Raw genomic sequence first — 14,205 nt, 5'->3', positions numbered from 1 at the left:
CCGAAGCCCGGCGCAGGTCTAGGGTTGGACGCAGGAACTCGGATTTCGTCAAAGACGCTGGCTTAAAAAAGAAACTCCCGGAGCGCTGAGCCTACGTGCGCGCTCCGGGAGAACAGGGAAGAGATTAGAAGAGGATTCGACCGCCAACCTGGATAATGCGTTGGGTGCCACCGCTTCCCGTAACCTGGCCGTAAGTCGTGCTGTTCATCGCAGCCGACGGAGTGCCAAGACTAACGAGGTTGAAGACGTTCGAGACCTCGCCGCGAAGCTGGAATTTCACCGACTCGCGGATATCGAAGGTACGGAAGAGCGAGGCATCGACGTTGCGGTAACCAGGGGCGCTGAGCTGCATGGGACGCGTGTTGCCTAGCAGGCCCAAAGGCCCCACACCAGGGCAACCGGCATCGGTTCCGGGGCGGCAATAGGCCGAGGTATCGAACCACTGCTTCATCATGGCCTGACGTGAACGACCGTTGTCGATCAGACGGGCGGTCTTGCCGGGAATGATGCTTGGGCGATTGTTGCCGAGGCCCGAGAAGTAGTTGTCTACACCGGTCGTGACGGTGAAGGGCTGGCCACTGTTCGCTGTCCAGATACCTGTGACCGTCCAACCATTCAGTGTAGTTCTGACGAAGCGGTTGTAGCCGTCGAAATAGTCGGGCCTCCAGACGAAGGACATCGTCATCATGTGGCGGCGGTCCTGATCCGAACGCTGGTTGTACTCGAGCTGCGGGTAGTTGGCGTCGACGAAGGTTCCGTTGAGGCCGCTGGTCGAATCGAGAAAGTTGCTCTGGAGCGTCTTGCTCCAGCTGTAATAGCCGCGCGCGCTGACGTGATGCGTGATGCGTTGTTCGATGGAGAGCTGAAGGCCGTTGTAGTTGGAGTTCTGGTTGGAGCGAATGACCCAGACGTTGCTGTAGATCGGGTTCGCCGCCGACGCACCGAACTGGGAGTTGAGCGGGCGGCGGTTGTTGACGGTGGCGCTGGTATTGGCATAGGCGCAGGCCCTGGTCAGGTCCGCGCAACTCGCACCATTGGTGCCGTTGGCGGTGATGTTGAACTGGGGGGCGTTGATGTCGTTGTATAGAGGGTTCTTGCGATTGAGCGCGCCCACGTAGTAGATGCTGATCGCGAGGCCGTTCGTCAGCTGTTGCTGTAAGCCGAAGTTGAGCTGGATGGTGTACGGCCAGCGGTAGTTGGGGTCGAATGTGACGACCTGGTTGAGGGGCAGGAAGGTGGCACTGTTGGAAGCCCGCGAAAAACTCAGACCAGGGTATGGATTGGTTCCGGTCGGAAACTCCGTCGGGTCGCCTGTATACGGATGAGTGAACGAGACGACCTTGTTGTAAGTGTTGCGCACGGCATACGGAGCGTAGTTCGACGGGAACTCCCACTCGTTGCCGGAGATACCGCCGAAGAAGAGGCCTGCAGCGCCGTGGATTACCGTCTTGCCATTTCCATAAGGATCATAGGCGAAGCCTGCGCGGGGCGAGACGTGATTGAGCGGAGTGAAGACACCACCCTTGGGCACGCCAGGATCTCCGGGGAAGAGCATGCCGATGGGGGCGAGCTGTGGGCCGGTCTTGCCAACGATCGACACATTCTGGAATGCATGCGACTGAACGCCGGGCGAGAAGTTGCTCTGCATCTGCTGCGGATCGGTGGGCGCCTGCTGCCAGTCGTAGCGAATGCCGAGGTTGAGGGTGAGGTTAGGAATAATGCGCCAGTCGTCCTGCGCGAAGACGCCGTAGCTGAAGTAATTGGCGTTGGCGTACAGGCCGGTGTCCTGCCCCATGGTGGCCGGTATGCCGGCGAGAAAGTCCGACAGGCCGTTGGTCGTACGTGCGGCGGCGGACCCCGCGTTGGCGCTGGAGAAGGTGAACGCGCCGTAGTTGTTGAGTGAGGTAAGCTGGAAGTCCTTTTCGAGGCCCGCTTCGCCACCGAAGTAGAGCGTGTGCTTGTCGCGCGTCGTGCTCAACACGTCGCGAATGCCATAGACATTGGCGCCTGTCTTGGGTCCCGTGATGGCCTGGCCAAGCTGGAAGCCTTCCACGCCGGTTACGTTGATGTTCGGGAGGGAAGGGGGACCTACAACTCCAAAGTCAGAGCCGAAGTCGGCCAGAGTCTGCTTGGTAGGATCGCCGGACACTGGATTACGGCCGCCATTCTGGCGCGTGTAGCTGACCCAGAACTGATTCACGGTTCGTGGGCTGACGGTCCAGACGTCGCTGATATTGGCGTTCTGCTGCTTGTTTGCGTAGTTGGAGTAAGACCACAACTGCGTGAGCATGTTGGTGCTGGGGCTGACGGGATTGATGCGGACCTTATAGTTCAGCAGGAAGTAGCTGAAGGTCAGCCGGTGCGATTGCGTGAGCTGGTGATCCGTCTTGATCAGGTACTCTTCGTTCTGCTCCGGCAGGGCCCCTCGGGTGCGATAGGTATACCGCGTATCGCCAGTTCGAGCGGGCTGCTGTGCCGGAAGGACCTTTTTCAGGTAAGTCAGAATGTTTACAGCGGTGGGATCGACAGATGGCAACTTGTTGCCAGCATAGGGTGTGCGAGTGACGGGGTTGCAGACCAGGAAGTGAACCGCGGTGTTCGCGGCTGTCGTGGGGGCTGTCGTGCAGCTCGCTTGCTCCCCGACAGTCGGCATGTTTTCGAAGAAGTCCCCACGCATCTGCGCATCGCTGGGAAGGCTGCCGCTGTAGTCGCTGTATTGTATGAAGCGATAGCCGCCGAAGCTGCCGAAGAAGAAATCCTTGTCGTGACGGATAGGACCACCGATTGTGGCTCCGAAGCGGTGCTGGTTGTATGGATTCTTCGTGGCGCCCACCCCGGAGTTATGCGCGATCGCATTGAAATTCCGGTCGCGGAAGAATTCAAATGCCGAGCCATGGAAGCTGTTCGTGCCGCTCTTGGAGACGACGCTGACGACTGCGGAGGAGTAGCGGCCGAGCTGAGCGCTGTAGTTGTTGGTAACGATATTGAACTGGCTGATGGCATCGGGGTTGGGAACCTGGTTGCCGGAGTTGCGGAGGCCGGTCATGTTGAGGCCGCCGTCGAGGTAGTAGGAGACCTGGCCGACGAAGCCGTCCGTCGAGCCGTTCACCAGAACCTTGAGCTCCTGATAGCCGAGGCTGTTGATGGTGTTGACGCTCTGTACGCCGGGAACAAGCTGGAGCAGACGGCTGACGTCACGGTTGACGAGTGGAAGATTGTCGATTTCGACGTTCGAGACGGTCTGTCCGAGGGCGGAGTCACCTACGTTGACCAAGGGGACGTCTGCGGTGACCTCAATCGACTCGCCGGTAGTGCCGATCTCCAATTGCAGATCGAGCGAGGCGTTCTGCATGACGGAGAGTACGATTCCGCTACGTTCCAGCCTTTTGAAACCCTGAGCGGCCACCGTAATTTTGTACGGTCCAATGGGAAGGAACTCCTCGTGATAGGAGCCGTCTTCCTTGCTCTTGGAGACGCGGGTAAAATTTGTATCTGTCTGCGTAAGCGTAATCGTTGCTTGTGGGACGACTGCGCCAGTGGAATCGGTGACCGTGCCGGACATAGTCGCCGTGCTTAGCTGTGCGTTTGCCACGGTGCTAAACACCGAAACCAGAACAGCGAGCACGGTCAACCGCCAGCCTTGACAGAATAAGGCCCTATACATAGAAATGCCTCCAAAATCAAACGTTTGTCTAGAGCTCGATTCTGCCCAAGACGCAATTGTGGGAACCGATGAAAGATAGTTCGTGGAATGAACAATTGTCAATCCCATTTGGATTTCCAGAGAAGGACCGAACCAAAACGGGATTGGTTTTCGAGGAGAGATCGGTGCGACGTTCGCTCAGCCGACCGTGCAGAAAACGTCAGGAAGCCCCGATGCGCTGACTCCGATCGTGGTCCGACCTTCTTTTGCGCGCTTGAGGCTTATCGCTGCACGGCCGTTGTAGAGCTCGACGACACGGGAGCCTGTGGGTGTTCCAAGGTTATCAATCAGCGCGCCGTTACCGGCCAAAGTAAAACGCACGCGATTGCGTGCATCGAGGCAGAGGACGCCCTGGGCATCGTACAGTTTTGCTTCAACTGTCACTTTATCGGTGTCGCGGCTGATTTCCATGAGCTTGAAGGTTGCCGGAGGTCCCCACGATCTTGTCTGGTAAACCAGCTCGACCTCGTCGTAAACGCTAACGGAGCCCCGTCGCGCCACAACACGCATTTTGTTCGCTCCTTCGACAAATGAGGTCATCCAGCGCAGGCCTGCGGCCGGGAAGTCCTGGCTGTTGCGGTGACGCACTCCCGCAGAGACACCATTGACGAAGAGTTCAGCGGTCTCGCAGTTGGAATAAACTTTGACCATCTTCTGCTCGCCGACGGCTCCCCAGCGGGTCGGCCAGGAGTGACCGTAGATGTGTGCCATCGGCTGGTCGCTCCAATACGACTGAAAGACGTAGTAGGCTTCCTTCTTCTGCAGGTCACGGGTGACGAGACCCTTCTGGTTCACGCGGGGAACCGGGTTCTCGACGCGAAGAGGCGTGGTGAAATCCTTGAAGACCCACTGAGCGGAGCCGGTAAACCAGGGAAGCGTCTCCTGCACCTTGAGGTGCCAGTCGAAGAGATTGCAGGCGTAGGTCTCCGACCAGTCGCCGTCCTTGGAGACGCGGGTTTCACCGCCTGTGTTGAGATAGGCGAGCCCGCGCTCATCGGTTCCATGGCCGGTAGCGATATGGCTGAGGATCTTGTCGGGATTCTCGGAGTGGCGACCGGCATGGCTGTCAGCTCCCCACTCCGCGTGAAAGAGATGTTTGACGCGTTCGCGCTGTGTCTCGAGAGACTTCTGATACTCGGGATAGGTGCCGCTATACCAGCCGGCCCAGATCGAAGGCGAGTAGACATCGGGGATGTCGCGAGCGAAGTCGCAGCGGCGGATCGTGGTCATGCGCGAGGGGTCGAGCTGGTGGGAGAGGTCCCGAAGCTCGGTGAGATAGGTGCGGATCTTCTGCTGGTTGACCTCGGGATATTCGGTCGGCCAGTCGTTCTCGTTGCCCAGGCCCCAGAGGAGAATGCTGGGATGGTTGTAGTGCTGCTCAATCATGTTGCGGAGCGTCCGGCGGCCCATCTCCTGGAAGACGTCGTTGCCGATGCCGCCGCGGCACCAGGGAATCTCCTCCCACACGAGAATGCCGAGTCGATCGCAGAGTTCAAGCACGCGACGAGACTGCTGGTAGTGGGCAAGGCGAATGAAGTTGGCCCCCATCTCTTTGATGAGCTGCATCTCCTGCTCGACGAGGTCGTCGGGCATCCCGGCCGCGTAACCGGCGTGGTCTTCGTGGCGATGGGTTCCGCGAAGGAGAAGGCGTTCGCCATTAAGCTTGAACGGTCCATGCTCGACCCACTCGGCATGACGTATCCCGAAGGTCTCGCGGGTCGTGTACTCGCCGCCTGCAGTGGTGAACGTGGCGCGGCACTCATAAAGATTCGGGCTGTCGGGACTCCAAAGTTGCGGCGTGTGGAGCGTAAAGCGTGTAAGAGATTTTTCTCCCGTCCAGGGAGCAAGTGTTTGCTTCGCGGTATGGACGCGCGCACCCTTTGCGTCGAAGACCTCGAAGGCCAGAGTGACAGGTTCATTGGCCTTGGCAGGGTTGTAGAGCGAGGCTACGATCTCTACCTCCGCGGAAGATCCTGGCGTCTCGAGACTCGTCCTGATGTGAACGGTCTCAAGCGAAGTGGCAGGAACATAAACGAGGTTGACGTGCCGGTAAAGCCCACCGTAAAGCGTGAAATCGCTGAGGTCGGACGGCATGCGATCGATGTCGCGTGAGTTGTCGCAGAGAACCGCGATGGGGATGTCGCCTGGTTGTTTCTTGTCGTCCTTCGTCTCCCTTGATCCGGCGTGGAACCGTTGGACGGCGTCGGTGATGTCGAAGACGAACTCGTCGTAACCGCCGGTGTGCCTGCCGACGAGAGTGTCTCCTGCATACAGGGTCGTCGTCTGACCGGCACCTTCGAAGTGGAGCAGCGTGCGGCCACCGGCATAAGGGTTCGATGCGTTGACGTGCGTGCGGTACCAGCCGTTGCCGCGGTATGCGGGGGTGTCTGGATCGCAGCCATCGTATGCGTTGAAGCAATGCGGCATCGCGACTAGCTGCCATGTGGCAATCTCTTTGCTGTGCCAGACCTCCCAGGGTCCACCGAGCGGCTCACGGAGAAACTCCCACCCGGAGGATAGACGTGTAGAGCTACGCGGAGCGGAATCGGGGAGCGAAGCAAGTCGAGCCAGCGATGCGCCGAGCGCGGAACGGGAAAGTATAGAAACGGAAGCGGCTGCAGACGCACTGGTCTTCAGGAACTGGCGGCGGGTAGACATCGTCGGGCTTTCACTCCCAGGTCGGGTTTCACTTCCGGCAGGAAGTGCCGGACAAGAAGCATCGCCTGAAACATATAATTCAGACCATCTACAAAATGCCGGCTGTCAGTGATATAAAGACTCGTCCTCTGAAATGTCAAGCAACGCGAAGCGAGGCGAGGAAACAGAACACCTCAACGTATAAGATATCGACCTGCGGGATTGCAGTTCTTCGTATTTTTCGGATGAGAAAGCCCAGATGCCAACACCTTCTGTACACCCATTCACCTTTACAAGAAAGCAGAGTGCTTCGAACAAGACTCCGCGGCAGATCAATCGCAATCTTGTCTTCAATCTGATTCGGACGCGGCAGCCGATCTCGCGTGCCGATCTGGCGAGGGTCTCCGGTCTGCAGCGAAGCACAATCTCCCTTATTGTCGAAGACCTGATTCGCGAGCGCTGGGTGTTGGAAGGCTCAACGGGACGGCTTCCTCGCGGACGTCGCCCGACCTTCCTGGAGCTGAATCATCAGCGAGCAGTGATCGCGCTGGATATCCATCCATCGCAGATCACCGTTGCGGTCACCGATCTGGGCGGAAAGATCGTCGCGCAGAACGTCGTCGCGTTGCCGAGCGATCCGAACAAGGCGATCGCTCCCATTGTCGCGGCGATCCGAAAGCTGATGGCCGATCACTCCGAAAAGTCGTTCGACGGAATCGGAATCAGTCTTCCGGGACGTGCCGACCCGCAGTTGAAGAAGCCGATCTTTGCCCCGAACATAAGGTGGTCGATGCAAAGCATCCAGTCGAAGATCCATCGCGCGACCGGATTGCGCGTAGAGATGGACAATGTAGCCAACGCCTGCGCGCTGTCCGAAGTCTGGTTCGGGGACAGCGACGGGCTGAACGATCTGGTCGTCGTCAACGTCTCCGAGGGGATCGGGACCGGTATCTTCTCCAATGGCCGGCTGCTTCGCGGCGCAAACGGAATGGCGGGTGAGTTTGGGCATGTGGAGATGGAGCACGACGGCCATCTTTGTGGGTGCGGAGGCCGCGGCTGCTGGGAGACCGTCGCCTCAAACCGTGCCGGACTCCGCTATTACCAGGAGATCAGCGGTCGGGCAGCTCCCAGCTTCGCCGCACTGCTGAAGCTGGCGCAGGCGGATGATCGCAACGCCATCAAGGCTTTGGAAAAGATGTCGAGCTGCCTTGGCAGAGGCTTGCGAATGATCGCCTCCGCACTGGCACCGAGTGAAATCATCATCGTCGGCGACATTACCAGCGCCTGGTACTTGTTCGGCCCCAGGATCGAGGCCGAACTCAAACAAAATGCCTTTTCGAAAGCACCTAAGTTGCGTCCCTCCTTCGAGGGCAATACCGCCCGGCTTCGCAGCGCAGTCGCGCTTGTGATGAACCAGGGCCTTAACTGAAAGGAAGCCTGTCTCTTATGTCTTTTGCGGAACTTCGCATACCGCGTCCCTTGTCCTTCGATCTGTCTGTCGCCCGTCGTGCCGGCGTGGTTGGCCTGATTGCCTTGAGCACCTTGGCGACCGCGAATACCCGCGCCTTCGCACAGGCCACCCCTGCTCCAGCGGTGAGCAAGCCGGTTCCGGATTCGAAAGCGTCAGGGGATGCTCCCGACGATCCCGGCCCGCTGGCCACGGACATCTCTTCCGAGCTGAAGCCACAGGCGATCCAGGCCGTCGTCAACAAGGTTGCCGCCTGGCAGGTGAAGGTGGCCGAGCCGACCTTCAACCGGCTGTGGACCTACGCGGCGCTCTACGACGGCCTGTTGGCTGCATCGAAGACGACCGGCAACCCGGCGTTTCGCGATGCCGTGCTCAAGTTCTCCGAGCAGGAAAAGTGGCAGCTGATCGACAATCGCTTTCCCCACGCCGACGATCAGGCGCTCGGTAAGGCTTACATGGGTCTATACCTTGGCGACCCGAAAAATGCGCGCAAGCCGGAGCGCATGGCCAATACGAAGGAGATCATGGACCGGCTTGCAGGTCGTCCCGACGACCCGGCCAAGCTGCTGTGGTGGTGGTGCGACGCGCTCTACATGGCGCCTCCGGTGTTGTCGCAAATGTATCTCGCAACCGGCGACAAGAAGTACCTCGACTACATGGATCGCGAGTGGTGGATTACGACGAAGACCCTCTACAACCAGGAGGATCATCTCTTCTTCCGTGACCAGCGCTATCTCACCCAGAAGCAGGCCAATGGGAAGAATCTCTACTGGTCGCGCGGCAACGGCTGGGTCATGGGCGGCCTGGTGAAGGTGCTCGAGATCATGCCGAAGAACTATCCGACGCGGGCGAAGTACGTCGAGCAGTTCCGCCAGATGGCCGAAGAGGTGAAGTCGATTCAGGGCAAGGATGGCCTGTGGCGTTCGGGCCTGCTCGATCCCGATGCGTATGAGCTGCCGGAGGTCTCGGGTTCTGCGTTCTTTACCTATGCGATTGCTTACGGCATCAATGAGCACATCCTCGATCGCAAGACCTATCTTCCCGTGGTGGAGAAGTCCTGGAAGGGAATCTTGCAACACGTCTATGCGGATGGCCGTCTCGGTTCCATCCAGCCGGTCGATGCGCAGCCGGGAAAGTTCAAGCCCTCGGCAAGCCATGTCTACGGTGTGGGCGGATTCCTGATGGCGGGCTATGAGATGAACCGCCTGGCCGGTGGCAAGCACTAGATCAGCGTTCGCTCCAAACAGATACGCCCCTGCTGAGGATCCTGGCAGCGGCGTATCTATTTAACAAATCGTGAAAGTTTAAGAAACCCAGAGCAATGGCTGCCGGATGGGGAAGTTGCGAATGACCTCGGGAACCGTCGGGTCGGCGTTCAGCCGCTTCCACACGCTGATATAGTCCGGCTTGTCGTAGGCCAGGCCGGAGAAGAGCAGCGCCGGATTGCGTGCTGGAAAGTCCTCCCAGTGCTCGACGTCATGCGGATAAGGCCACTTCGTCTTGTCGTCGATAAATGGAACCATGAACTCCATCATCTTCTTCAGGCCTCGACCGTCCGGAGTAGAGAAACTCCAGAGGTCGTCCTGCGGAGTGGAGATACTCTGCGCCAGTCCACAGAGCACGTCCATATCGAACAGGGAATAGCTATAAGGCTTGGTACGGGCGAGTTCCAGAGGAAGGCTCCCGTCCGGCGCAATCTGATGCGGTACAAGCGTCCCGCGAAAGCGATCGCGACACCACTGCATAACCTCCGTGTTGCCGGCAAAGCGGGCGAACTCACCGGCCTGCAGGACCCAGCAGGTGCCGTGGTTGTTATCGGCATCCCGCTCTTCCTGTCCATTCTTCGAAGTGCGCATCCACTCCAGGTAGTCGGAAAACCAGCGGCGAATCTCGCCGCCGGCGCGCAGGGTGCTGCCGCTTTCCAGCAGGGTGGCAGCGCGCGCCACCTCCACCAGTTGCAAGGTATCGATAATGCCGATGCCGCGGCCATTATTGACTCCGAAGATGGCCTGCGCATACTGCAGGTTGGGGTTCATCCTGGTCTCGCGATCGGCAAACCATGCTTGCAGATGGCGGGCTGCATGGTTGGAGTACTTCTTCTGCCTCGTAAGCAGCCACGCCGCAGTCAGTGCTGGCACGATCAGGCTAAGCCGAATCATCGCCTCGCGGTGCGCGTTGAAGTTCGCGGGGTTGCTGAATCCGTCGCGGCGGATATACGGGCCACCCGGGTTCTTCGGATCGGGCCACCAGTAATCACCCTCGGAGTAAAAATCGTGCGGACCGCCGGGACTGCGATCCGACCGAGACGCCGTCACCGTCACCGGCTTTTCATCGAGATACCGGTTCGCTGCTGCCAATATCCGCTCGCGGTCGGTCGTTGCGACCAAAACGTAGCCGCCCTTGGCCGGTGCCGCCCACAGCCTTCGGCTGGAGAGGCCCGCCGCAACGCTCCCCGCCATAGCGCAAAAGTCTCTTCGCGAAAAACCCTTCATCTCTGGAATCCCTCAATTTCTGTGATGTTGCGGAAAGGCTTCGTCAAAAGAGAAGCTTCGTTCCTTGTCGTTCGCCATCATAGCGGCTCGGGAAGATACTTCCACGGGGATGGTATGAAATGAGAAATTTACCGGCGATTCGTGCAGTGTTCTTGACCACTGAATGACCATTCAGTATCCTCCTCACCGTACGAACACTTCGTCTCATACCGGAGGGGACTTCCATATGGCGAACAGCTCGGCGCCTGTCCGCACCATTCGCAAGGTCGCCGTTCTTGGCGCTGGAACCATGGGGTCCCGAATCGCAGCGCATGTCGCGAATGCTGGGCTCCCCGTCGTGTTGCTCGATATCGTTCCACCCGGAGTGGAGAGCGGTGCGACGAAACCGGAGAGAAGCAAGTTCGCCCTCGGCGCCTTCGAAGGTCTGAAAAAGGCAAAGCCTGCGGCCTTCTATGCACTCGATTCCGCGCGGCTGATTACGCCTGGCAACTTTGACGATGACATGGCGCAGATTGCCGACTGCGACTGGATCGTAGAGGCCATTGCAGAAAATCTGGAGATCAAACATGCTCTCTACGCAAAGGTGCTGCAACACAAGCGGGCTGATGCCATCCTGACGACGAATACCAGCGGTTTGCCGATCGCCAGTCTTGCCGATGCTCTCCCAACGGAGGTCAGGGCGCTTTTTTTCGGAACCCATTTTTTCAATCCCCCGCGCTACATGCGCCTGCTTGAGCTCATTCCATCGCCGCAGACGAGTGCGGACGCGATCGCGGTCATCTCCCACTTCTGCGATCAGCGACTGGGAAAATCCGTCGTCACCTCCCGCGACACACCAAACTTCATCGCTAACCGCATCGGCACCTTCTCCATCGCCAACGCCATTCGCCTCATGCAGGAGCAGTGGTTGACGATCGAAGAGGTCGACGCGTTAACCGGCGCGGCGCTTGGTTGGCCGAAAACAGGCACGTTTCGCCTGGGCGACATGGTCGGAATCGATGTGCTGGCGCATGTTGCAAGGAACTTCGAGTCTAGGGCTTCGGAGATCGGTGACGAACGTGCGGACCTGAAGCTGCCGGCATTCATCCGCACGATGCTAGAAAAGAAATGGCTCGGCGACAAGACGGGTCAGGGCTTCTACAGGAAAGAGGGAAAGGACGCCGAGGGACGCGATCTGCGCCACGTCCTCGACTGGCAGACGCTGGACTATCGTCCGGCGGAGCGGCCGAAGTTTCCTTTGCTCGATCTAGCGAAGAATGTGGAATCGACTCCGGCGCGCGTCGCACAACTGCTTCAGGGCGACGCGGCCCACGACAAGGCCGCGCGCTTCTACTGGCCGCTGCTGACGGAGCTCTTTACCTACGCCGCCAATCGCGTGTCGGACAAAGACAAGGAGCCCGCCCGCAGCCTGGTCGAGGTCGATACCGCCATGCGCACCGGCTACAACTGGGAGCTGGGGCCGTTCGAGCTCTTCGATGCTGTAGGTGTCCGTGCAACCACCGAGAAGATGCGTGCAGCAGGTGCGCCCATCGCCGCCAACGTAGAAGCGTTGCTCACATGGGCCAACAAGAACGGCGAGGCGAATCCCGCCTGGTACAAAGACGACGCGACCGTGCCCAGCGGACGCCGCTACTTCGATCCTTTCAGCCAGAGTTATAAACCGGTGCCAGCGGCTGAAGGCACGACGTCGATTGCGACGATCAAGAAATCGCGCGGTGTCGTGAAGAAGAACGCCGGCGCCTCCGTCGTCGATCTCGGGGATGGTGTGGCGGCGATCGAGCTGCACTCAAAGATGAATGCACTCGGCGGAGATATCGTCTCGCTCATCACGCAGACCCTCAAGCCTTCGAGCGAACAGGTCGCGAACTTCGAAGCCTTCGTCATCACTGGCGACTCGAGCAATTTCTCCGTCGGAGCGAACCTGATGCAGCTCCTGCTCACGATTCAGGATCAGGAGTGGGACGAGGTCGATCTTGCTGTCCGTGCCTTTCAAAACATGACCCAGGCGGTAAAGTTCTGTCCACGCCCTGTAGTGGTCGCGCCCTACGGCATGTGCCTCGGCGGTGGGGTTGAGATCAGCCTGCATGCCGCCGCGCGACGGCCGCACGCTGAACTGTACATGGGGCTGGTCGAGACTGGCGTCGGGCTCATCCCAGGCGGCGGCGGCTGCAAGGAGATGCTCCTGCGATCGATCGAAGCGGGCACAAGCATTCGTCCCGATGCGCGCGGAGAATCGGTGGAGATCTTCGAAGCCACCAAAAAGAACTTCGAGACCATTGCCAAGGCGACTGTCTCCACCTCGGCTGCAGAGGCGCGGGGCCTGAACTTTCTGCGGCACAGCGATGGCATCACGGTGAATCGCGATCGCCTGGTGACCGATGCAAAGCTTAGGGCTCGCGCAATCGCCGACGCTGGCTACACAGCGCCCGTGGCGCGTGTCGACATTCCCGCACCGGGCGAGTCCGTGCTGGCGACGCTGAAGCTCGCCGTGTGGACCATGCGCGAAGGGCAGTACATCTCCGATCACGACGCGAAGGTTGCCAACTGGGTCGCCTACGCACTCACCGGAGGTAAGGTCACGCCGGGCACGCCGGTGTGCGAGCAGTATCTGCTCGACCTCGAGCGCGAGGCGTTTCTCTCGCTTTGTGGGGAAAAGAAAACGCAGGAGCGGATCGCCTTCACGCTGAAGACCGGCAAGCCGCTCAGGAATTAGGAGTCTCGTATGAGAGAAGTCATCATCGCATCTGCAGTCCGCACTCCGATAGGCAAGGCACCCCGCGGAACCCTTCGCGCAACCCGGCCCGACGATCTCGCGGCCTTTGCCATCAGCGGAGCGCTCGAACGCCTGCCGCAGCTGGATAAGTCGGAGATCGAGGATGTAATCCTCGGCTGTGCCATGCCGGAGGCGGAGCAGGGAATGAACGTTGCGCGGGTCGCGAGCTTTCGCGCCGGGCTGCCCGTGACCGCGTCGGCCATGACCATCAATCGCTACTGCGCCTCCGGACTTCAATCCATTGCCCTGGCGGCGGATCGTATTCGGGGAGGGTCTGCTGACGTCATCGTCGCCGGGGGTACGGAGAGCATGTCCTGCGTTCCCTTCGGAGGCAACAAGATCTCGGTGAATCCCTGGCTGGTCGAGAACTATCCGGGCTCCTACATGTCTATGGGGCACACTGCCGAGCGTGTGGCGTCTCACTATGGCATCTCCCGCGAGGCGATGGATGAGTTCTCTTACCAGAGCCATCAAAAAGCTCTCGCCGCGATCCAGTCAGGCAGGTTCGACGACGAGATTGTTCCGATAAAAGTCACAAATACGACCGTCAACGCAAAGGGCAAGGCTCAAACTGATGAATCCATCTTCAAAACCGATGAAGGTCCCCGCGCGGATACATCGCTCGAAGCTCTTGCAAAGTTGAAGCCCGTCTTCCATGCCAAAGGAACCATTACAGCGGGGAACTCCTCGCAGACCTCCGACGGCGCTGCAGCCGCAGTCGTAATGTCCGCAGAACGTGCCGCGCAACTGGGCATCAAGCCCATGGCAAAATTCATCGCCTTTGCTTACGCAGGCTGCGATCCGGAGGAGATGGGCATAGGCCCCATCCACGCCATCCCCAAAGCTCTCAACATGGCTGGGCTTTCCCTCGATCAGATCGACGTCATCGAGCTGAACGAGGCCTTCGCCGCTCAGTCCCTGGCGGTCATCAAAGTTCTCGGCATCGATCCCGCGAAGCTCAATCTCAATGGAGGAGCGATCGCACTCGGTCACCCACTCGGCTGCACGGGAGCCAAGTTGACGGCTACTCTCCTGCGAGAGATGCCCCGCCGCAACGCGAAGTACGGCATGGTGACGATGTGCGTCGGCGGTGGCATGGGCGCTGCCGGAATCTTCGAGGCAATTCAATAAG

General features: G+C 59.4%; 7 protein-coding genes. 4 read left to right on the top strand and 3 right to left on the bottom strand.

Translation table 11 applies throughout. The features are described 5' to 3' along the window. Nucleotides 1-124 precede the first annotated feature (124 nt). A complete protein-coding gene (locus BDD14_RS05555; protein WP_242617760.1) occupies nucleotides 125-3,592 on the bottom strand; it encodes a TonB-dependent receptor in 3,468 nt (1,155 codons plus the stop codon). Nucleotides 3,593-3,841: 249 nt separating this feature from the next. Next, nucleotides 3,842-6,361 carry a glycoside hydrolase family 2 protein gene (locus tag BDD14_RS05550; protein WP_130417935.1) on the bottom strand — a complete coding sequence of 840 codons (2,520 nt, stop codon included), beginning with the start codon at nucleotides 6,359-6,361 and terminating at the stop codon, nucleotides 3,842-3,844. 238 nt (nucleotides 6,362-6,599) lie between these two features. Here BDD14_RS05550 and BDD14_RS05545 point away from each other — a divergent pair, with 238 nt between their 5' ends. Both BDD14_RS05545 and BDD14_RS05540 read left to right on the top strand, forming a co-directional pair. Next, on the top strand, nucleotides 6,600-7,769 hold the full coding sequence (locus BDD14_RS05545) for an ROK family protein (RefSeq protein WP_130417934.1): 1,170 nt from the start codon (nucleotides 6,600-6,602) through the stop codon (nucleotides 7,767-7,769). 17 nt (nucleotides 7,770-7,786) lie between these two features. Then, complete coding sequence (locus BDD14_RS05540; RefSeq protein ID WP_130417933.1) at nucleotides 7,787-9,034, top strand: glycoside hydrolase family 88/105 protein; 1,248 nt, start codon at nucleotides 7,787-7,789, stop codon at nucleotides 9,032-9,034. A 78-nt stretch (nucleotides 9,035-9,112) separates the two neighbouring features. On the opposite strand, the gene BDD14_RS05535 is transcribed toward BDD14_RS05540, so the two are convergent. Continuing rightward, entirely contained in the window at nucleotides 9,113-10,267 is a 1,155-nt protein-coding gene (locus BDD14_RS05535; protein ID WP_242617759.1) for an alginate lyase family protein, read from the bottom strand. Between the two features lie 259 nt (nucleotides 10,268-10,526). Between BDD14_RS05535 and BDD14_RS05530 the strand changes: the two genes are divergently transcribed. Beyond that, nucleotides 10,527-13,013 carry a 3-hydroxyacyl-CoA dehydrogenase/enoyl-CoA hydratase family protein gene (locus tag BDD14_RS05530; protein WP_130417931.1) on the top strand — a complete coding sequence of 829 codons (2,487 nt, stop codon included), beginning with the start codon at nucleotides 10,527-10,529 and terminating at the stop codon, nucleotides 13,011-13,013. Between the two features lie 9 nt (nucleotides 13,014-13,022). After that, nucleotides 13,023-14,204, top strand: a complete 1,182-nt coding sequence (locus tag BDD14_RS05525; RefSeq protein WP_130417930.1) for an acetyl-CoA C-acyltransferase — start codon at nucleotides 13,023-13,025, stop codon at nucleotides 14,202-14,204. The last annotated feature ends 1 nt before the right edge of the window (nucleotide 14,205 follow it).

The organism is Edaphobacter modestus, from assembly GCF_004217555.1.
Taxonomy (GTDB): Bacteria; Acidobacteriota; Terriglobia; order Terriglobales; family Acidobacteriaceae; genus Edaphobacter; species Edaphobacter modestus.
This window is presented reverse-complemented; position numbering and strand designations above follow the sequence as displayed.